This window comes from Flavobacterium sp. DG2-3 (genome assembly GCF_030730925.1).
Taxonomy (GTDB): Bacteria; Bacteroidota; Bacteroidia; order Flavobacteriales; family Flavobacteriaceae; genus Flavobacterium.
The window spans coordinates 438712-458665 of sequence record NZ_JAVAMB010000002.1; the positions used below are offsets into that span (position 1 = coordinate 438712).

Here is a 19954-nt window from a genome sequence, read left to right on the forward strand (position 1 = left end):
ATCATTTTAAATTCCATAATTTAGAATTAATTTTTGCCCGTAAGCAGCATTCGGGCTAGCTCGGCTGTTTCTGTTTCGGTCAATGGCTTTAATGGATTTCGTAAATGTCCTCCGTCTTCCCCAAGAATGTTCAGCCCTGCTTTAACGGCCCGAGGAAGCCCTTTTGCTACAATGAATTTTAGCAAGTCCAACTGCTTGTAGAAGATCTCACGCGCATTTTCAAGATCATTTTCTTGAATTGCGTTATACAAACTAATATTTAATTCGGGAATCAAGTTTGGAGCGGCAGTGCACCATCCTGCAGCACCAGCAGTAAAAGCAGCTAAAGCCAGCGGATTTGATCCATTATAAAATGCAACCTCTTCCCCTAGCTCCCGTCTTAGATAATGCATGCGCTGTACATCTCCAGTGCTTTCTTTAATCATGGTGACATTAGGGATTTCTAATAATCTTTTAAGCAGTGCTGGAGACATATCGACACCGCCTGTTGCTGGATTGTTGTAAGCCATAATCGGAATACCAATTTTTGAAGCTACTGCATCGTAATGCTGCACGATTTCATCATCGGTAAGTTTCCAGTAGCTCATTGGTATTATCATAACAGCATCAGCGCCTGATTTTTCAGCAAATTGCGCATGATAAATTGTTTTTTCTGTAGTAAGATTTGAAACACCAACTAATGTCGGCACACGGCCAGCAACTTGTTTAATAGTAGTTTCGGTGATATTTTCTTTTTCTTCGTCACTCAAATAAGGAAGAACGCCTGTGCTTCCTAATGGTGCAATGCCATGAGAACCGCTTATAACTAAACGTTCTACAAGGTTTTTAAAAAGTGTAATATCTACTTTCTCATTACTATCGAATGGTGTAATCGGATAGGCAATCACGCCTTTAAAAGGAACTTCTTTCATTTTATGGATTTAAGTAAATGGCTTCTGCAAGCCGTAATAATAGATTAAAGGTCTCTTCCTTCTTCTTCACGAAGTGCCACACCTAGGTTCTGAAGCTGCGGTGCATTTTCACAAGCAATATATTTGGCAGATTCTGTACTGCTCAAATTTTTATGTCTGTGCCAAGCCCAAGAAGGAATATATACTGCATCGCCAGCTTTCCATTCTACGCGCTCGTCTTCTACTTCTGTATATCCTTCGCCTTCTATAACATAAAGCACGGTTTCGTAAGTATGACGGTGTCGGTTCGTCATTTGGTCCGGAAGCAATCCGCCTATTGTAAGACTTACGTTCTTACTTGGCAGATCTACAAAAAATACGGGATGTTTGCGTTCTGTCGAAAATTGGTCGTGTAAACCAGCAGTTTCTACATTTTTATGAATAAGATGCGAAGGTCTGTGGTATTGCGGTCTTGCAAAAGTCTGGTGGAAATCTTTTGAACTAAAGTTCTTTTGTTCGCCGTGAATAGTTCTAACGGCTTCTGTGTTTTCATCTAATTTTGACATGCTTTATATATTTATGTTAGTGCATTATTGCATGGCAAAAATATATCGCAACTGGATCTTCATACTGGCACAGTTTTAATTAATTGAACTAGTCCAGATTAAATTATACATCAGAGATAATTTTAAGAAATGGGATAAAACAGATTCTTGAAATACGATAATAGCTGAAAAAAGACATTCTTTATAAAGAACAACTGGAATAGTCACATACTTAAAAAAACATCTTTTACTTTCGAAAGAATCTCAAAAACAGGTAATTGTACTTATAGTCATACTGAATATTTTCGATACTTTCACATCGGCAAAGGAGAATTGAGACTGTTTAGATATCAAAAAAATATACTTTAAAATAGCAATATATGAAAGTAGGAATTATTGGAATCAGTACCGCAACTCTTGATCTATGTACAAGGGCAGCTGAGGCAGGATTTGAAGTATCAGTAAATGATCCGAGAGGTCATGCCTTGTTTTCACAAGTAATAAGCAGTATCAATGGTAATGTAAAACTATCAGTAATAGAACAAACAGCAGATGCTGATATACTTATCGTATCTCTACCATGGGAAAACCTTCAAAAAACATTGCAGCCACTAAACAAAATAGACAATAAAATAATTCTCCACACTAACAATTATCTATTCAGCAGTGAAAGTTCTGCTATAGAACCGGCAAAAAAGACGGCGGCTCAAATTATTAGCGGTTTATTTCCACAAGCCCATATCGTTAAATTGTTTTCTACTTTTAATTTTAACGTTGCCATAGAAAGCAGATTGAGCAAAAATGCACGAATACTATTCAGCGGCGGGAATATAGAGGTTAAAAAGAATGTACGCTTTTTTTTGGACAAACTTGGTTTTTCTAGTACTGAACTTGTTGAATATAAATCAATTTGAAATACTTGATGGAAAACCCGAAAATCTTAGTATCAATTACAAAGCTTCTTCATATTTCAGATTTTTACTAATCTTTCCGTCCTTAATCACATAAGGATGAGTACGCAGTATATCTTCAAGCATTTCTGGACTGAAACTGTTGGTATCGTACATACAGATTAATGAGCAGGAATGTTTTGGAGTAAGCTGATTTAGGCTAGCCTCATATTCTAATAGTTCATCGGTTCCTGGTAGGTTTTTGAGAGCCCAGACCATATCTCCACATGCTCTAACACTTTCATAACCAGCTCTTGAAGCTGACAATAAATTGCTCTCTAGCATTTTATACATCTTTTCGGCAGCAAAAACGCCATCGCTTGTATAGGTGTTTTCTGAAGCAAGCACTTCTAGTTGGCCACTTAACAGTTTTTCAGTTAGAGAAATTCCATTATCAGTCAGACAGCGGCAGTGCTCACCATGGCGGCTGCCTTCCAAAATATTTATAACTTTTTCATTCGCTTCCAATCCCTCCATAATATAAGGAATGATTACTTCATACTGCTGTTCTTTGGAATCGAAAAAACCGCAAATATGCATTGGAGCTGGCATTGTTTCTCCACATACCGAAAAAGTCGTTTGTCTGTTCATAGCTCAAATATACGTAATACCTATTTTATCACAAAAACTTAAGAATAGGATTTTACATTTTTTTATCTGTTATATTTTATTTTACGTTCTTATTTTGGCATATTCATCCAAATTGCATTAAAATTTAGTTGAATTAAGAGCTGTTCTACCTTATCTCTCACTTTTATATCATTAGTAGCATAAAAAACAGATCGCTTCGATTCATTTTTAGATGTATTTATTTCAAAGGGAGTAAAAATATCAACGATTGTAGCACTAGGAACTATACCAGCCAATACTTCTGATGATGTATTACTAGAACTATTTTTAAGAACTACATTTCCATTATCGACAAGATAATTGTGGTAAAAGACTATTTTACCACTCGTTTTAGGAATTTCACTAGCCACCTCTAGCATCTTTTCTTTACTTATAAAAAGAATAATTATTTCGCAGCCAGCGGCCTCAGAAAGTGAAACAGATTTGATTTTAGGATGCAAAAATTTAGAAAAATCTCTAAAAATCATAGGGCACCCTGTCGTGCTTAACAAAACTTCAAATCCAGACAAAACTAGCCTCTCTGCAAAGTCCAAGGAAACTGAATTTAACCCGATAATGCCAATACACTGCTTTTTAACCATTTATAAATTTAAATTTTTCAACAATAAGTTTGCCTTTGTAATAGTTATAGTATTAATGCCTTGTATGCAGTATTTCACCAAACTATTTTAGCTTAAATTTCAAATTTAAAGACTAAACAATTGTTAAAAAATACCCATTAATGAGTATATTTAGTAAAATTATTTATCTAATTTTATCAAAAAAACAGCAATGAATCGTGATCCATTACCTGAGTTAGAGCGAATATGGGGAACTGTGGCAAGGTCTAATGTTTCTGCCGAACCAAATTACAGCATAGACTACATTAAAAAAATAGTTGATATTTTTTCGATTGCCGACTATTATTACCTCATCTTTAATTTGGTAACCTCCACCATTGAATATGTTCAAGAAGATATAACGAAGGTTTTAGGATGTTTGCCAGAGGAATTTACAACTGAATATTCTTTTGTGAATATTCATCCCGATGATGTTTCTTTTTTCTTAAATGTGCAGAATACTGCTATGAAATTCTTTTCTCAAATTCAGCCTGAGAAATCATCAAAATACAAAATGAGATACGATTACAGGCTTAAACACACTGATGGAAGCTATAGACGCATTTTGCAGCAAGTTTATAATATTCAGTCTTCTCCAGAAGGAGGCGCATTAAGAGTTTTATCTGTTCATACTGATATTACCCATTTAAAGACCAGCACCAAATCGGTTCTTTCCTTTATTGGGTTAGACGGTGAGCCATCGTTTATTGATGTAGAATTGCAATCTGCTTTTAAACCTACAAAGCCCATATTAACCAAGAGAGAAAAAGAAATATTAAAAAATCTGATTGAAGGGCATAACAGTAAAACGCTATCAGAAAAACTATTCTTAAGCGTTGAAACCATCAACACACACAGACGAAATATTTTAAGAAAAACAAAAACAAAAAACACTTCTGAAGTTATTTGTAAGGCACTAAGGGAAGGCTGGCTGTAAAATTTACTTTAAATTAATTTATCTTTTGAGATTCTCCCTTGGATTTTTTTAGTTAGCTTATCTATTATTCCATATTATTTTGTGCTAGCCAATTATAAATTTCGGTTTGTGCACGCCTTGGTTTGACAGTGCTCAAAACTTCCAATTCATTGTTTCCTTCCTTATTTATGGTTCTTCTTTTTGTATTATCTTCCAACTGCAATTGAATGATGGCATTAATTTCTTCAATCTGTTTTTCGTCATACAACGGAAAAGCCACTTCAATTCTCCTGTTTAGATTTCGGCTCAACATATCAGCAGACGACAAGTAAATTTTTTCTTTACCATTATTCGCAAATCTGTAAATTCTAGAATGTTCCAAAAACATATCTACAATTCTGTATATTTTTATGTTTTCAGAGATATTTTCAATTCCTGGCAACAGGGTGCAAATTCCGCGCACGATCAATGTTACTTTCACACCTGCCTTTCCAGCTTCAATAAGTTTATCAATAATTTCTCTTTCATCCACTCCATTTACTTTTAAAAATACAGCGGCCTCTTTTCCCTTTTTCTTGTTTTCTATTTCAGTGTTTATTAGTTCTAGCAACCTTTCTTTCATATTAAAGCCCGCTGCCAGAATATGTTTGGGTTCTCCTGTTTTCTTCTTGGTTTTTAAAAACGCAAATACCTTTTTTAGATCATCTGTATATTTTTTTTCTGAGGTAAAAAAGCCAAAATCAGAGTAAACATTGGCAGTGCTTTCATTAAAGTTCCCTGTTGACAAATAATTATAGTGCTTTTTATTTCCGTATTTATCTTTCATTGTCACCATGGCCACTTTAGCATGAACCTTTAAATTGGGCATGCTTTGAATAATTTTTATGCCGGCATTTTTCATTTCTCGCGACCAGAATAAATTATTATACTCATCAAATCGTGCTTTTACCTCCACAAAAACGGTTACTTTTTTGCCATTCTTTGCCGCACTTATTAAAGCATTTGCAATTAAGGACTGCGATGAAATTCTATATAAAGTAATTTTGATCTCAAGAACGTTTTTATTAATGGCTGCTTGATTAAAAAACTGAAGCACATAATAATACGATTGATACGGAAAATGAAGCAGCTGATTTTGCTTGTCTATCACTTCAAAAATTGATTTCTTGCTTTCAAAAGGCAAATGTTTGAGTCCTGGATAATTTGTTCCCTGAAGATTTGGTTTAACAGGATTTGGGAACTTGAACAAATCATACATATTATGATGGGTTCCGCCTTTTATCATTTCTTCTTTTTTAAGACGGAAAGCTTTTTTACATACAGAAATGGTTTCTGCATCCATGTTGGAATCATACAGAAATCTTGTTGAAGAACCTCGTTTTCGTTCTTCGATTTTGGCTTCAATTTTGGCTATTAAATCTCCTGAATTTTCATCTTCTATCAAATAATTTTCATCTCGGTTCAGCTTAATCGCATTGCACGAAACTACTTTTCCAGAAGGAAAAATCAGAGACATACAATTCTTTATTATAGTATCAATTGAAATAATATAATGGGTATCTCCCAGACTTTGCAATTGTTTGTATCGATCCAATTTGTCCGAAGGAATATTTAAATAAGCATAATTATAATTTCCTGAAGCATCCTTTAGTTTAACCAAAAAATATAAGCTTCGGTTATTTAGGAAATAGGTTTTAGGCTGGTTCAAAGAAATATAAACCACCTGAATATAGGATAAGATTATGCTTTTAAAATAATATTCGATCTCTTGAAGATGTTCTTCTGAAAGTTCTTGATTTTCATAATATACAATATTATTTGCGGCCAATTCTGGCAATATTGAATTCTTCCAGATGGCTCCAAATCTATTTTGCTGTACGTTTACTTCTGTTAGAATTTTATCTAGCAAGTCTTTATTTTTCTTAGAATTTTTGATCAGCAGTTTTCTGATTTTAACCCTGAAAAATTCGTCCAAATTAGAAGAATGAATGGCTAAAAACTTGATTCTTTCGTATAATGAATTATTCTGGTCATCGGCTTCTTCCAAAATACAATTATTGAAAGAAAGCCATGAAATTTCTGAAGGTATAAGATAGTTTTGCACGTTTACTAAAATACTTTTATGTAGAAAATAAATTGGTTTTGGCTGTAATAAGCCTCTCTGTAAATTTGAGAAATTATTATTTTAAAAAACACTACAGACAAGTAGTTAACTATAATTTAATTTATGGGTAACAAAACCTAATTCATATTAGACCACTTCTCTATTTTATAACATTTGCACGTATCAAGGTACGATGTTCTCCGAAATGCATCATTTTCTTTTTTACTTCCCAACAAAAAGCAATCCTAATCCTGTTAACTTTTTGTTAACCATATTATAATACTGACAGATAGTACGATTTCTCTTTTCTGGTACTTACTACTAGTAAAAATTATAATTCAAAAATAATATCAGAATATCTCTAAGCAAAATGTACAGGAAACAAGTTTTTTAAAGGGAGATTATTTTTCTCAGTTGACCATTGCTCTCTATAATTTATCAAAATCAATGAATTTAAATATGTTATAAACAATTAAAACTAGAATTATGAAAAAACAGAATCTAAAAAAAGTATTAAGCAGCGTCTTAATCATTTTGCTAACTGGAATTACTTTCTCCTGTCAGGATACGACAATGGAAGAACAAGAAACGGCCGTTGTGGCAAAAGAGCAGCAAAACTCCACAAAAAAATTCGTTGCGTCTGCAGTATCTGATTTGGCAAGAAGATGGGCTCCTATTCATTATAGAGATGTAGATGCCACAGGAACTTATTCCGAAGGTGGAAAATCAGATTACATTACTGCTATTAATTATGATAATGACTGGAATGCAGAAAACAATTGGAACAATCTTCCTGCTTACGCTAATTCTTTGGCTGCTCATTGCTACTATTCGATAGTAGAATCAAAAACGCATTGGTTTATTACTTATGCCTTTTTTTCTCCAAGAGACTGGACAGACAATCCGTTTTTATACTCATTAGACCAGCATGAAAATGATTTAGAAGGAGTTTTAATGATTATTGAAAAAGATGGCTCATCGTACGGTGCCTTAAAAGGCGCTGTTACTGTAAGCCATTCTGATTTCTTTTCGTACGTTCCAACGAGCAGTTCGTTTGTAAGCGGTTTAGAAAGTATTGATGGTACTTTGCAAATGAGAGATTTTAATGGAGAATTGCATCCTGTTACTGCGCAAGACGCTAAAGGGCATAGTCTTAAAGCTTGGCCGCAACATGATATCGATGGAGATGGAATTATCTACTACCCTTCTGCAAACGGAGTGGCTGAAATACCTGCCGATAATTATGATAATCATGTAGAATATAAACTTGTCGATATTTTTGAAAGTGGAGGTTTGTGGGATCAAAGATTTAATACAGAATTGTTTTCTAGTCCAGCTGGAGGATTTAAAGGAAATGATTTTAAAACTGGCGGTGCAAATGCTCCATGGGCATGGGATGATGGAAATGATGCGATTGTACAAGGAGGCGAATTTGCTACAGATCCTGCAAAATTAGCCGATAATTATTTTGATGCTGTAGGCAATTTTTCACGCACTTATGTTGACAATAAATACAATGCTTCTGCTGGAGGCATCGTAACTGTTTATCAAAACTGCAATTACACTGGTTACGCTATTGCTTTGGCTGCTGGCAATTACACATTGAATCAGCTGAAATCGTACGGAATCGTAAATGATGATTTATCTTCTGTTCGCCTGGAAAATGGATACAAAATTACAATGTATCAGAACGATAATTTCGGTGGCGAATCTGTTGTAATAACTGGAAACAATAGCTGTTTAGGAAATTTTAATGATAAAGCTAGTTCTGTAAAGATTAGTGCTTTGTAAGCTTTCTTTTAACTATATTCAAATGAAAGTCCTAATTTTTAATTAGGGCTTTTTTGTTTTTTTGGTTACTTGCGAAATTTTCCACCATACACACTATAAACAACTGATTATCAAGACAAGAATCCTATTTAATTATTTATTCAGATGTTAACTTTTTACAATTATACGATTTATTAGCATCTTAAATTCGTAAAAAAATAAAAAAATGATGTAAAATACTGATATTCAATATTTTATTTGTTAAAAATATCTTACATAAAGTTTTAAGTCTTTTTAATTCTTAATTTTAATGGAAATTAAAAAATTAGAACTTATTATAATTTAAGCTGCAGAAAACATACTCTAATAATAATTAAAAATCACAAATTATGAATGAAGATGAATTTTACACAAATGCAGAAGAGAGCACTTTAATTAGTGGTTCTAGTAATGAATTGAGCAATAGCAGAAACGGATTTACTGATGAAATTGAGATGTCGTCTGAAATGGATGCCGACGAATATACTTCAATTTGGTCGTATTATAAGTGGGTCTAAAAGTAATCTGATATTAATGGTGGACTGCAAACATCATACAAAAGAGCAAATTGCTCAAAACAAAGCTGCAGAATAAAAAATACTGAAATACTTGCTTTTTGTTAAGCTTAGTATTTATAAAAATCCGATTACACCAGTAATCGGATTTTTTGCTTTTTAAAGTTTTAAGGAATAATTTTAAAAGTACAAAAGTAATATCCGTAAAGCGTTTTATCATCAGTAACTGCACAGATGTACTTTTTTAAAGTCTTTGAAAGATGCAGTATTTTTACGTTTACTTTAAAAACGGTATCAATCGGCATTGCTTTACTTAAAGCTATTTCCATATTATCTATTTCCATATTTAGATCAGGAGTCATTTCAAAAATAACTTTAAGAATGCTTCTTCCGATATGTGTGGCGGCAACAATTTCATAATGGTCAAAATGGCCAGCACAATGATTGCGGGTAAACTTATCAACCGTTATATTAAACTCATCTTTGCTTACAGGTTCAATTGATACATTTGGCTCCGTATCTGTATAGCCATTGGCTTTTTCAGCAGAATAATTCAGTTCAAATATTTTCTGAAATGAAGGTTCGTCTATAATGAAATAATCAATTTCCATGTGATATACTGTAGTTTTATCATCTACTACTTCAATTAAAGATTTTCCTTTCTGATTATTCTCTAAATACGATCTAATTTTGGCCCTTAATAAACCAGAAGGCGGAGTAAAAGAAACTTTTCTAATTCGTGCTTTTTCGGCAAGAAAGTAATTTTTCTTATTTGTTTTTAACTCTCGCGCCAAACTAAGGCTTGACAAGGTAGAAAGCGTTTTCAAAAGTTCAATGAAGTTTTCCTTCTCATAAGACTGAAATGACTTAAAAAGCGGAATTTCTGTAGTACCTTCATTAAAAACAATTTTATCTGCATTTTCAAAAAGATAAGGAAAAGACTCTCCTATTAGTTGTGTTCCAATATTCTGATGATTTGCTGTCATAATATTACAGTTGTTTGACGTTATACACTGATTTTATATTGAAATTATTATCCGTTTTTTCAAAAGTGTAGCTTATTTCACAATCGATATTTACGATTTCTTTGATTCCTTCTACAAATGGCAAAAAGGTTGGAATTGTTACATGCTTTTCGATTCCTAACTGAGTAAGTATTTTTAAATATCGGTCTACTCCCGTTAGCTCTATTGTGCTATCTTTTGGAGAATATTTTAAAATTTTAAAATTGTACTCTGGACTCGAGTTGTATATCGAATAGATTACTACTGCTGCAAACGCTCTCGTATCTTTCTCCAATTTAGGATTTGCCGCAAATGCCTGCATTGTTTTTAATTTGCCTAATTCGTAAAATAACTTTTTAGAATGTTCATCAATTTTATCATAGCCATACGTTTCTCCTATAATTTTTAATTGTAGTCCGTAAAAAGCGCTCGTGACCTGAGACAAATTTTGGGTTAGTACAAATGTGTTTTCTGGAAAAAAAGTATTGACAATTTCTTCTTTTAGCTCTAATGAAGGAAAAACATCTTTACTTCTTGACTGCTCTAAGTTTTGTAATAATAAATCTTTCATATTGGTAGTTTTGTTAAAAGGGTTTACTGTTGAATGCGAGATAGGGAATCACTCGTTTTCAAAAATGTTATTTAATTTTTAAGGTGTTAAAAACCATAATAATTAAGAAAACACATCGGCATTTAAAAAAAGAAGCTATCCGGCAAGAACAGCTTCTTATTTTTAAATTCTCCAATTCTTAGCTCTTTATATCCTATCTCCGCCTATACTGCTGGAGCTAGAGCTAGAACTACTTGTCTGTGCGCCTCCAATTGAAGTCCCTCCTAAAGATGAACCACCTACACCTCCTTGACTTAAATCTCCACCAACTGCATTACCTGAAGGTATGCTGCCTATTATACCTATATTACTCTCTGAAGTCTCAGCTGATGAAGATAGGTTGCCTACACCTCCTTGACTTAAATCTCCACCAACTGCATTACCTGAAGGTATGCTGCCTATCTGACCGATACCAAATGAAGATGATTCGTTTGAAGATGAAGCTCCTGAAGCTGCCCCCCCACCTATCTGATAAAAATCCTCATTGCTTTTGTTTGTTTCTTCTGTACTCATAATTTCTAAATTTTAAAGTTATTATTTATCTCATTTTTATTATTTCAATAGAGTATGATGCCTATGATCTCTTGATCATAAAATCTAAAGAATTTTGCTAAAATAGAATGGGCTTATAAAGAGAAGTTCTTTCGGAGTGAAGAAATTATATTTCTTATTTTTCTGACATAAAAGTAATTAAATTATAATAGCAATTATAGAAAAATCTCACTTTTAACATTTTTAACAAATTGAAAAACAGGCACTTATAGTAAAAAATACTTAAAAACCCAGTAAAACAGCACTTTTAAGGACTTTCTTTCAGTATCAAACTTTCAATTTTTTCAAATATGTCCTAATGTTATAGAATCTAAACTTATTGTATCTCAGACACTTTGTTACTTTGCCCCGTAGATTACGAGTGATTTTTTTACATCGCAAGAATCGTAATCAAATGCATTTTTAATAATAAAAACTGTTGTCATGAAAATACTTTGTTTTTTTTTAATGCTGAATGCAGGTTTGTTTTCTCACTCGAAAAAAGAAACCGACAAAAACCTTTCTGAACTTGACGCTGAAAGATTTAATAGTCGTTTAAGTAAGGTTAAAGCAATGATACGTTCCAATTCAAAATACCATTCTAAGATTGCTTTTTTTGTAGACATGAAAATTAAATCTGGCAAAAACCGATTTTTTGTCTATGATCTCGAAAATGATACAATACTAGATCAAGGATTGGTAGCACATGGATCAGGATCTGAAACTGAAGTGAAAGGGATTTTAAAGTTTAGCAATATTCCAAATTCTAAATCAACTTCTTTAGGGAGTTATTCTATTTCTAATAAATACAAAGGAATGTTTGGAAAAGCCTACAAATTAATTGGTTTGGAAGACAGCAATAACAACGCCTTTAAAAGAGCTATCGTACTGCATCATTATTCTGCTGTTCCGCATGAAGAGCAGGAATATTACATAGCCCGCAGTCAGGGCTGTCCAATGGTAAACGAGCTTTTTTTTAAAAGAATAGAAAAAATAATTGACAGTTCTAAATCGAGTATTATTCTCGATATCTATTACTAAATCTGAATGTTTCTTATTCAGACTTTAATACAATTTTCTAAAACAAAAATTAAACATTAATAAATACTGAAAATCATGAAAAAAACGATTTTATCCGCTATAGCAGCATTCGCTTTACTGTCTTTCACTACTTCTTGTGATAGTGACGACAGAGAAAAAACAATAACTCCTACAGACTTGCCTGCACCAGTCGATGTGTTTGTAACACAACATTTTCCTAATGCGACTTATGCACGCGTAACAAAAGAACACAAAACAGAAAGAGACGGAAGTCTTTATGATGTATTGCTTACTAATGGTTTTGAAATAGAGTTTGACGCTGCAGGAAACTGGGTAGATATTGAAGGACATTACCAACCGGTTCCTGTGGAATTAATTCCAGAGAAAATCAATGCTTTTGTTACTGAAAACTACAAAGATTCTCATGTTACTTCTATTGATAACGAACCAGGACATACAGAAATTGAGCTTTCAAACCGACTTGAATTAATTTTTGACCCTAATGGAAATTTCGTTGGAATTGATCGTTAATTATAATTAAAGTTTCTATACTAACAACAGTAGAAACTGCCTTTTACATTTTTACATTCTTACTAAAAAACCTGTTTCTAGACGAAACAGGTTTTTGATTTATATACTATTCTCAATTCTAAACTTTGAATCTGCTTAGATAATTTTTCACTTATAAAGAGATGTTTTAAAGTGCTATTTTTTCTTAACTATAAAATCTTCAGCAGGTTTTCTTCCAAAATTACTGAAGTATTTACGGGTAAAACAATCCCTTCTTTTAAAATTTAATTCCTGTACCACATCATTTACCGTTAAATAACATCCGCCAGCAAGAAGCTTCTTTGCCAAGTTCATTTTTTGTCTTCCAAAATAGACACTTGGACTTGTTCCTTCTATTTTTTGAGAAAGCAATTTGTATTTTGAGACTGACATTTCTGCTTTATTAGCTAAGAAATCTACGCCAGGAAACCTGCCTTTTAAATTTGCCAGCATGTATTTTTTAGAAACATTAAAAGCTTCCAGATCTTTTTTCTTTACTCCCCTCCTTATTGCTGTTTCGGCATTAGACGAATATCTATTGCCAAAATTAGCCAGTAATCTTAGCGTGATTCCTCTCAAATACAAATCAAAAGATTCTTCCTGAATTGATTTGTTTTTAATCGAATACATTAAAATCTTACTATTGCTGTCGATGTAATCGTAGAAAAACAATTCTTTATCATCAAATTTATTGTCTTGTATCGAATTGTCTTGCAAGTTGTTTATTAGAGGCATTAAAAGTTTTTCATCAATAATAAGCCTCACTGTAAATACTCTCTTGCCAATAACAGGCTGATAGGTATTTTCTATATTATTGCTGGTAAAGGCAAAACCTAAGTTGGCTTTATACCCAATTTTATAAATCGAATTTTGAATCTGAATGGAATTAACATCATCGCTAAAATCAAAATGAATGATCCGTAAATTATTATCATTTCTAAGCCTTTTAAGCTTTATCGGAGCAGAAGCTACAAAGTCTAATAGTAACACAGACATGCCCGGAATAACCTCTAAAAATAAAGAATATCCTTTTCCGACTGACTCCGGCATATGCATTAATTTGCCATCTTTTATAGTAGCACCGATATTTTTTGCCAGCTCATTATGCCACTCAGGAGATAATGTATAATAATGTTCAAATTCTTTCATAATATGATAGTTAATGTTATAATGCATTCCGCCTCGTTCTTCAAAATTTCAAGCGGTTAAAGTTTAGTATACAAAAACAAACTATCAGTCACTTAGAAATTCTTACAAAACAGTATATGCAAAGTGACAGATTATCAGCAATATTATACATTTAAATAGTAAAAGATTAAGACACTTTTCTTGCATTTTTACTAATACTTAAAAAATAATCTTAAATTTTCATACTATTGACAAATCACTTAATAAGTTACAATTTTTCTGCAATAAATTCTCAACTTTGTTTCTATCGAAATGAATACGTTTGTCTGTAAATTGATCCAACTGCAGCTCAGTATGAATATCGGTTCCTGTAAAATCATACAAATCATTTCGAATTAAACATTCTGCCATTTTCTGTGCTCTTTTGCCATAATAGCCTGTTAAAGACATTAAATTAAGCTGGAAGCTAACTCCAAATGCTTTTAATTTTTCGATGTTTTTTATGTCTTTATGCAAATACAAGTATCTTTCTGGATGTGCCATTATAATGCTATAATTTTTACATTTTAATTCAAACAGCATTTCAAACAAATTCACAGGATAATCTCCATGTGAAATTTCTACCAATATATAATTGTTCCAAACACACAAAAGCTCTTCATTTTGTACCCGCTCTATCAAGCTGATATCCAGCATATATTCGCTGGCATAGCCTTTTATAAAAGATTTATTAAATTCTGTTTCAACAGCAATATTATAGGCTTTTTTTATAGTCTTAACGCTATTGTTCCAGTACTTTGTAAAAGTATGAGGCGTTACCACAGCTCCCTGTATATTGATTTGAGCCATTTGTTTTATAAGCCTTGAAGTTTCTGCAAGACTTTGAGATCCATCATCTATCCCCGGAAGAATATGATTGTGAATATCAATATAACCGTCTGGTATTATTTCTTTTAATGAATAATGAGATTTGAATAATGATAACATAAAAATGAATTAATAAAAGCCTACGCTTTCATTTATAAAAGAGTTTTACAGCAAAATTGTATTGCTTTACTATTGCATCAGTTTGGTTTAAAGCCAAATTTAATTAGATGATTCAGCCAAGATTTTTTTTCTTCGTACCTTCCATAACTGTAGCCATAGCCATAATTGTAGTCGCTTCTTATATCAATGTCATTAATAACATATCCCATATTTTTAAGTTTATGTTCTTCATGAAGTCGGGCCGAATAAGAAACCAGTTTTTTTTCTGTCACGCCAGAACGTATGACAAACAAGGTTACATCTGCAAATTTGGATATAATGAGAGTATCAGATACCAGCAGTGTCGGAGAAGTATCAAAAACAATGGCATCATACTCTTTTCTGGCTTCTTCAACCAGAGTACCAAATTTTTGGTTTGACAATAAAAGCATTGGTTTTGGCGGAATATCTCCAGCCAACAGAATGTCAATACTAAAATCATCATCTTTATTTCTAAGAATCATATCCTTCCATTGCAGAGCACTATTGTACAAATAGTTTGAGAGTCCGCGATTTCCTTTTGTTTGATCGATATGTTTATGTAACTGCGGATTTCTTAAGTCAGCACCTACGAGCAATACTTTTTTACCCAGCTGAGCATAAGCATTGGCCAAATGATAAGAAACAAATGTTTTTCCCTCACCCTTTATAGAAGAAGTAACAAAATACACTTTGCCTAATTTATTGTCGGTTTCTGGGGTAATAAATTCGGTATTTTGAACCAATGTTCTAAAGGCTTCAGATGCTTCTACATCTTTTTCTTCTTGAATGGTATGTTCTTTTGCAGACGGTATTTCTCCTAAAACAGCTATTTCATTATTTATCTTTTCTACATCAGTACCGGTATACACTTTAAGATCAAATATCACTAAGAGAAATAAAATACCGAAAGGAATAAAAAGCCCTGCAACCAACGCTATCATCAAAATAACATTCGTTTTTGGAGCAATAGGCGTATCTTGAGTTATGGCATAATCTATAATTTTTGTATTAGGTACAACCACTGCCAAATTTATAGAAGCCTCTTCTCTTTTTTTAAGCAATAATAAATATAGACTTTCCTTTAGATTTTGCTGACGCTCAATACTTCTTAATATAGTTTCTTTTTCTGGTAATGCGGCAAAAGATCCTTCTGCTTTTTTATGCGCTATTTTATCCTGAGAATGAGTAACTAGTAATTGCTGCTGATAGCCTTTTACAGAATTTAGAAGATTCCTTTTTTGATTATTAATTGAATTTACCAGAACCGTTAAACTGGGGTTATTCATTCCCGCACTTGTTTTTAGTTTCTGATATTCCAAAACGGAGCTATTATATCCTTCAACCAACTGATTAATGCTTTTATTGCTAACTCCGATATCGGCTGGCAAAAGTTCAATACCTGATTGACCTGACAAACTATTTTGCAGAAGCTCTACTAAAAGTAGCTGAGAATCCATCTCAAAAAGCGATTGCTCTTTAAATGATTTCTTTCTGATACTCTCTTCTATATCTCCCTGAATAAAACTTAAATTGTTGTTCTTTTTAAATTCCTTTTTTGAGGTTTCTATTCTATCTAATTCTTGCTTTAAAAAAACAAGCCTGTCATTCACAAAATCGATAGTTCTTCTCGAAATCTCTTGATTGTCACCTACACCGTCCTCTTCAAAAACCTTAATCAGATTATTCAATATTTTTTGTGCATGCTTACCATTACTGCTTTTTAATGTTAGTGATATGATATCACTATTTTTGCCGATAGAGGCTAAATTAATTTCATTACTAAGTTCAAACGCAGCTAAATTCAAAGGCTTTAGAATAACTTCATAATCATTATACTTATCTATGTTTTCTTCTGGTGAAAGCTGAATGTTTATAGGAAAATCTGGAAGTCTGCCTTTAAACCAATATCCTTCTGTGTTTATTGCTTTACCGGATTCTTTATTTATAACTTTATAACCTGTTGGGGTTAGGCTAACATCAAATTTTGCAACTGTTGACAAACTACTCTCCGGTAAAATATAAGTAACCCAAAAAGGTGGATTAAATTGTTGTTTTCGTTTCATTCCATCTTTTGAGAAATAGCTTATGTTTAGTTTTAGATTTTCTACTACTTTTTTATTGAGTCGGTGCGATTTTAAAACTGCTTTTTCACTTTCCAAATTAATTACGGACTTGCTAAATGCTTTAGAAATATCCATTGAAAAATTAGAATTTTTTCTATCATCTATACATTTCACTTTGGCTTCTGTAATGTATATCTTATTTGAATATTTTAAATACACCACCGCAACCAATAAGCAACAGAATATGGAGACTAAAAACCAAGGCCAGCGGCGTAAGCATTTATTTAGTAGTTGAACAATATCAATGCTCAATTCCTGCTCTCTAATTTCAAAAGAACTTTTCTTATTTTCATTATTAGTCATAGCAAGGTTATCTCGTTAATAAAATAATTGAGCTCAGTGCTAATGACACTATAGTTAAAATAGTGCTTGCGTTTCCGATATATCCGGAAGTCTTAACTTTTGTACTGTTAGGATTTATTATCAGCACGTCATTTTGCCTGATGTTGAATGAGGAATCGTTCATCCAGTTCACGGATGTTAGATCAATATGCTTAATCGTGCGTATTCCTTTCGACTCCCTGATTAGTAATATGTCTTTTCTTTGTCCATTAATCGTTAAATCGCCTGCATAACCTAAAGCTTGCGGTATAGTCAAAGTTTGCTCAGAAAAAGAGTAAGTGCCAGGTTTATTTACTTCTCCTAAAATGGTCACTTTCGAATTTAAAATCCTGACCCTCACTATAGGATCTACTAAATGCCCCTCTGTTTCCAACTTCTCTTTTAGATCTGATTCTAGTTCTGATGTTGTTTTTTGCAATACCGAAATTGTTCCTAAAACAGGAAATGTAATTGTACTTTGAGGTGAAACTAAATACCCCTCCAGTCTAACAGTTTCTGCATTAGCTATATTATTATTTCCCAAAGATTGTATATTATAAGCCATCGCTGCTTCAGGAATTTTTGTTCCAACTGTAATACTTAAAATATCATTAGGCTCGATACTTGCCACAGCATTCTGAATGGAGATTGCTCCATGAATATCATTATTCTGAAAATATAAAATATCCTTTTTTGAAGCACAGGATTGTAATAGCAAGACCGTTATCACAATTGCATACATAAATTTATTCATAACTTTTTCTGTTACAACATTATCATTAAATTTCTTCTTCATTTGTTCTTTTCAATTAAAAAATAATACTGTATCGCCCGTATAAATTCAGCTACGTGCTTTGCATTATATCTGATAATGGCTTTTGAATGTTATAGGCAAGTATCCCATGATAGTGAGAATAACAATTAAAAACATACTCAGGTTAATGTTCAATTCTTCCATAAGAAAAGCACAAAAAATTATAATCAGAGTTATGGTGCTAATGACAATTGTAGTTTCTATATGTGTTGCACCTGAATCTAAAAAACAAGTATGAATGTGATTTTCATCTGACTTAAAAGAGTCTTTACCATTTTTGATTCTGATAAAAAATAATCTCAATATATCCAGTAAAGGAAAAGAGAGCATAGCTATAATAAAAACAGGACCATTATTAAAACTGAATATGGTATTTTCATCATTGTTTACATTTAAAAAAATTATTGCTTGGTATACGATGACAAAACCAATTACCATGCTTCCGGTATCTCCCATAAAAATTTTTCGTTTATGTGAGGTATTGAATTTTAAGAACGCTATTAACGAACCTAATAAAGCAAACGATATTAGCACTTGGGTAAACTCTTTATTTGCTAAAAAATAAATTCCGAAAAATAGACAAATCATGGCTGCAATAATACCTGCTAATCCATCTATTCCATCAATTAAATTGTAGGCATTAATAACTAAAACGAAAGTCAAAAAAGTAAAAACCAATGACGGCAGATAAGGCAAACTGTATATACCTAAAAAGCCATTAAAAGTGGTAATGCGAATGCCTAAAAAAACAATTACAATTGCAGCGGCCAAAAGCTGAGCCATCATTTTTTTTAATGGCGAAATAACAAGCAAATCGTCTTCAATACCGATAACAAACATGATGATAAGTGAAGCTCCTAAATCGAATAGGATATTCATTTCTAGATATTTGCTCAAAATAGCCCCTATAAAAGCAAAGGTTAAGGCAAAACCAAAAAAAATTCCCACTCCTCCCATAGTGGCAGTTTTAAAACGATGCGATCCTCTTTTTTCTGGCATTTTTGAAAGCTTTTTCACATAGCTTAAATAAATAATTACCGGATACAATTTATACGAAACCAAAAAGGAGAAAAGAACGATTAAAAAAGCGCTCAAAAAATAATATTGCTGAAGGTATGATAGTATTATCTGCATAAAGTTTATATTAAAAATTCTCCCTTGTAAGGGCGATTAAACTGTTATCTCAACTGCTGTTTTTAAACAGCTTCTGCCGTTTCAACCCGAAATTAATTTGTTCTTTAAAAGCCATTTATGACCATAAGACGCCCTAGCTTATGATCATAAATGGACTGTCCATCTATTTAATTCTAAAGAATACCCAAAAACAAAAAACTTATTAAAACCAAACTCTGTGATAGACAGCCTTTCTGCTGTAAAAGCAAAAAACTTTAAAAAAAATAAAACTAGATTACGTAAATATTGCTGGGTGAAAATTGGATCAATTCTGGTTGTAATGCCTTAGATTTTGAAAAATTCCATTCGGTAGCACTGGCTCATCAAAATCATTTTTTTGATTAAAATAAGCTTTTAAATCTTTTATAATTTCTGTCTTAGCTTTAGAGCCGTCCAGCAGCATCAAATTTCCCAATTCTTCTAAAAAAGATACGCTGTTATACAGTTTTTCATTGAACAGATAGACCAAAACATTAGTTCCTTTTTTATCCAGTTTTAAAAAGTCAATAAATTCTACATTATCGTACACTACATAAATACAGCGGTCAAAATCACTAGGTTCTTCCTTAGTGTTTATTAAAGATGGATTTTCATTAAATTCAAATTCCTCTTTAAATTTTCTTTTAAACATTTTCAAAAATGCCCCTTTGTTGTCTCGTACCAATACTTTTTCCTTCTCCATATCTTCTATTAT

At 32.5% G+C, this 19954-nt stretch carries 20 protein-coding genes; 6 read left to right on the plus strand and 14 right to left on the minus strand.

Annotated elements, in window-relative coordinates:
- Window positions 1-26 precede the first annotated feature (26 nt).
- Window positions 27-911, minus strand: a complete 885-nt coding sequence (locus Q9Q97_RS05905; protein ID WP_306155531.1) for a dihydrodipicolinate synthase family protein — start codon at window positions 909-911, stop codon at window positions 27-29.
- Window positions 912-955: 44 nt separating this feature from the next.
- A complete protein-coding gene (locus Q9Q97_RS05910) occupies window positions 956-1456 on the minus strand; it encodes a cupin domain-containing protein (protein ID WP_306155532.1) in 501 nt (166 codons plus the stop codon).
- Window positions 1457-1815: 359 nt separating this feature from the next.
- Between Q9Q97_RS05910 and Q9Q97_RS05915 the strand changes: the two genes are divergently transcribed.
- Window positions 1816-2349 carry an NAD(P)-binding domain-containing protein gene (locus tag Q9Q97_RS05915; RefSeq protein WP_306155533.1) on the plus strand — a complete coding sequence of 178 codons (534 nt, stop codon included), beginning with the start codon at window positions 1816-1818 and terminating at the stop codon, window positions 2347-2349.
- Window positions 2350-2385: 36 nt separating this feature from the next.
- On the opposite strand, the gene Q9Q97_RS05920 is transcribed toward Q9Q97_RS05915, so the two are convergent.
- A complete protein-coding gene (locus Q9Q97_RS05920; RefSeq protein ID WP_306155535.1) occupies window positions 2386-2976 on the minus strand; it encodes an MEDS domain-containing protein in 591 nt (196 codons plus the stop codon).
- Between the two features lie 89 nt (window positions 2977-3065).
- Window positions 3066-3596, minus strand: a complete 531-nt coding sequence (locus Q9Q97_RS05925) for an NAD(P)-binding domain-containing protein (RefSeq protein WP_306155537.1) — start codon at window positions 3594-3596, stop codon at window positions 3066-3068.
- A 190-nt stretch (window positions 3597-3786) separates the two neighbouring features.
- On the opposite strand from Q9Q97_RS05925, the gene Q9Q97_RS05930 reads away from it, so the two are divergent.
- Window positions 3787-4551, plus strand: coding sequence for a LuxR C-terminal-related transcriptional regulator (locus tag Q9Q97_RS05930; RefSeq protein WP_306155539.1), 765 nt, complete (start codon window positions 3787-3789; stop codon window positions 4549-4551).
- Between the two features lie 64 nt (window positions 4552-4615).
- Here Q9Q97_RS05930 and ppk1 read toward each other — a convergent pair whose 3' ends face one another.
- Window positions 4616-6634: a polyphosphate kinase 1 gene (gene ppk1 / locus Q9Q97_RS05935; protein WP_306155540.1), complete on the minus strand. Its 2019-nt coding sequence runs from the start codon at window positions 6632-6634 to the stop codon at window positions 4616-4618.
- Between the two features lie 486 nt (window positions 6635-7120).
- Between ppk1 and Q9Q97_RS05940 the strand changes: the two genes are divergently transcribed.
- Entirely contained in the window at window positions 7121-8425 is a 1305-nt protein-coding gene (locus tag Q9Q97_RS05940) for a hypothetical protein (RefSeq protein ID WP_306155542.1), read from the plus strand.
- A 368-nt stretch (window positions 8426-8793) separates the two neighbouring features.
- Window positions 8794-8961 carry a hypothetical protein gene (locus Q9Q97_RS05945; RefSeq protein ID WP_306155544.1) on the plus strand — a complete coding sequence of 56 codons (168 nt, stop codon included), beginning with the start codon at window positions 8794-8796 and terminating at the stop codon, window positions 8959-8961.
- 164 nt (window positions 8962-9125) lie between these two features.
- On the opposite strand, the gene Q9Q97_RS05950 is transcribed toward Q9Q97_RS05945, so the two are convergent.
- From Q9Q97_RS05950 to Q9Q97_RS05960, 3 genes are all read right to left on the minus strand, one after another.
- Window positions 9126-9944 carry a hypothetical protein gene (locus Q9Q97_RS05950; RefSeq protein WP_306155546.1) on the minus strand — a complete coding sequence of 273 codons (819 nt, stop codon included), beginning with the start codon at window positions 9942-9944 and terminating at the stop codon, window positions 9126-9128.
- Window positions 9945-9948: 4 nt separating this feature from the next.
- Window positions 9949-10533: a hypothetical protein gene (locus Q9Q97_RS05955; protein WP_306155548.1), complete on the minus strand. Its 585-nt coding sequence runs from the start codon at window positions 10531-10533 to the stop codon at window positions 9949-9951.
- A gap of 186 nt (window positions 10534-10719) precedes the next feature.
- Complete coding sequence (locus Q9Q97_RS05960; RefSeq protein WP_306155549.1) at window positions 10720-11085, minus strand: hypothetical protein; 366 nt, start codon at window positions 11083-11085, stop codon at window positions 10720-10722.
- Window positions 11086-11547: 462 nt separating this feature from the next.
- Here Q9Q97_RS05960 and Q9Q97_RS05965 point away from each other — a divergent pair, with 462 nt between their 5' ends.
- Both Q9Q97_RS05965 and Q9Q97_RS05970 read left to right on the plus strand, forming a co-directional pair.
- A complete protein-coding gene (locus tag Q9Q97_RS05965; protein WP_306155550.1) occupies window positions 11548-12144 on the plus strand; it encodes a murein L,D-transpeptidase catalytic domain-containing protein in 597 nt (198 codons plus the stop codon).
- A 75-nt stretch (window positions 12145-12219) separates the two neighbouring features.
- Window positions 12220-12675: a PepSY-like domain-containing protein gene (locus tag Q9Q97_RS05970; protein ID WP_306155551.1), complete on the plus strand. Its 456-nt coding sequence runs from the start codon at window positions 12220-12222 to the stop codon at window positions 12673-12675.
- 174 nt (window positions 12676-12849) lie between these two features.
- Here Q9Q97_RS05970 and Q9Q97_RS05975 read toward each other — a convergent pair whose 3' ends face one another.
- From Q9Q97_RS05975 to Q9Q97_RS06000, 6 genes are all read right to left on the minus strand, one after another.
- Entirely contained in the window at window positions 12850-13842 is a 993-nt protein-coding gene (locus Q9Q97_RS05975) for an AraC family transcriptional regulator (protein WP_306155552.1), read from the minus strand.
- Between the two features lie 219 nt (window positions 13843-14061).
- Complete coding sequence (locus Q9Q97_RS05980; RefSeq protein ID WP_306155553.1) at window positions 14062-14808, minus strand: tyrosine-protein phosphatase; 747 nt, start codon at window positions 14806-14808, stop codon at window positions 14062-14064.
- Window positions 14809-14885: 77 nt separating this feature from the next.
- Window positions 14886-17255 carry a tyrosine-protein kinase family protein gene (locus Q9Q97_RS05985; protein ID WP_306155555.1) on the minus strand — a complete coding sequence of 790 codons (2370 nt, stop codon included), beginning with the start codon at window positions 17253-17255 and terminating at the stop codon, window positions 14886-14888.
- 7 nt (window positions 17256-17262) lie between these two features.
- Window positions 17263-18069, minus strand: coding sequence for a polysaccharide biosynthesis/export family protein (locus Q9Q97_RS05990; RefSeq protein WP_306155557.1), 807 nt, complete (start codon window positions 18067-18069; stop codon window positions 17263-17265).
- Between the two features lie 63 nt (window positions 18070-18132).
- Window positions 18133-19086: an MraY family glycosyltransferase gene (locus Q9Q97_RS05995; RefSeq protein WP_306155559.1), complete on the minus strand. Its 954-nt coding sequence runs from the start codon at window positions 19084-19086 to the stop codon at window positions 18133-18135.
- A gap of 439 nt (window positions 19087-19525) precedes the next feature.
- The gene (locus tag Q9Q97_RS06000) at window positions 19526-19942 is read right to left on the minus strand and encodes a hypothetical protein (protein ID WP_306155562.1); all 417 of its coding nucleotides are present in this window, start codon (window positions 19940-19942) and stop codon (window positions 19526-19528) included.
- Between the last annotated feature and the right edge of the window lie 12 nt (window positions 19943-19954).

What these genes read in the sequence shown, in the direction of transcription:
- Q9Q97_RS05905 (WP_306155531.1), bottom strand. Translation starts at nt 911, where the DNA reads ATGAAAGAAGTTCCTTTTAAAGGCGTGATTGCCTATCCGATTACACCA.
- Q9Q97_RS05910 (WP_306155532.1), bottom strand. Translation starts at nt 1,456, where the DNA reads ATGTCAAAATTAGATGAAAACACAGAAGCCGTTAGAACTATTCACGGC.
- Q9Q97_RS05915 (WP_306155533.1), top strand. Translation starts at nt 1,816, where the DNA reads ATGAAAGTAGGAATTATTGGAATCAGTACCGCAACTCTTGATCTATGT.
- Q9Q97_RS05920 (WP_306155535.1), bottom strand. Translation starts at nt 2,976, where the DNA reads ATGAACAGACAAACGACTTTTTCGGTATGTGGAGAAACAATGCCAGCT.
- Q9Q97_RS05925 (WP_306155537.1), bottom strand. Translation starts at nt 3,596, where the DNA reads ATGGTTAAAAAGCAGTGTATTGGCATTATCGGGTTAAATTCAGTTTCC.
- Q9Q97_RS05930 (WP_306155539.1), top strand. Translation starts at nt 3,787, where the DNA reads ATGAATCGTGATCCATTACCTGAGTTAGAGCGAATATGGGGAACTGTG.
- Q9Q97_RS05940 (WP_306155542.1), top strand. Translation starts at nt 7,121, where the DNA reads ATGAAAAAACAGAATCTAAAAAAAGTATTAAGCAGCGTCTTAATCATT.
- Q9Q97_RS05945 (WP_306155544.1), top strand. Translation starts at nt 8,794, where the DNA reads ATGAATGAAGATGAATTTTACACAAATGCAGAAGAGAGCACTTTAATT.
- Q9Q97_RS05950 (WP_306155546.1), bottom strand. Translation starts at nt 9,944, where the DNA reads ATGACAGCAAATCATCAGAATATTGGAACACAACTAATAGGAGAGTCT.
- Q9Q97_RS05955 (WP_306155548.1), bottom strand. Translation starts at nt 10,533, where the DNA reads ATGAAAGATTTATTATTACAAAACTTAGAGCAGTCAAGAAGTAAAGAT.
- Q9Q97_RS05960 (WP_306155549.1), bottom strand. Translation starts at nt 11,085, where the DNA reads ATGAGTACAGAAGAAACAAACAAAAGCAATGAGGATTTTTATCAGATA.
- Q9Q97_RS05965 (WP_306155550.1), top strand. Translation starts at nt 11,548, where the DNA reads ATGAAAATACTTTGTTTTTTTTTAATGCTGAATGCAGGTTTGTTTTCT.
- Q9Q97_RS05970 (WP_306155551.1), top strand. Translation starts at nt 12,220, where the DNA reads ATGAAAAAAACGATTTTATCCGCTATAGCAGCATTCGCTTTACTGTCT.
- Q9Q97_RS05975 (WP_306155552.1), bottom strand. Translation starts at nt 13,842, where the DNA reads ATGAAAGAATTTGAACATTATTATACATTATCTCCTGAGTGGCATAAT.
- Q9Q97_RS05980 (WP_306155553.1), bottom strand. Translation starts at nt 14,808, where the DNA reads ATGTTATCATTATTCAAATCTCATTATTCATTAAAAGAAATAATACCA.
- Q9Q97_RS05985 (WP_306155555.1), bottom strand. Translation starts at nt 17,255, where the DNA reads ATGACTAATAATGAAAATAAGAAAAGTTCTTTTGAAATTAGAGAGCAG.
- Q9Q97_RS05990 (WP_306155557.1), bottom strand. Translation starts at nt 18,069, where the DNA reads ATGAAGAAGAAATTTAATGATAATGTTGTAACAGAAAAAGTTATGAAT.
- Q9Q97_RS05995 (WP_306155559.1), bottom strand. Translation starts at nt 19,086, where the DNA reads ATGCCAGAAAAAAGAGGATCGCATCGTTTTAAAACTGCCACTATGGGA.
- Q9Q97_RS06000 (WP_306155562.1), bottom strand. Translation starts at nt 19,942, where the DNA reads ATGGAGAAGGAAAAAGTATTGGTACGAGACAACAAAGGGGCATTTTTG.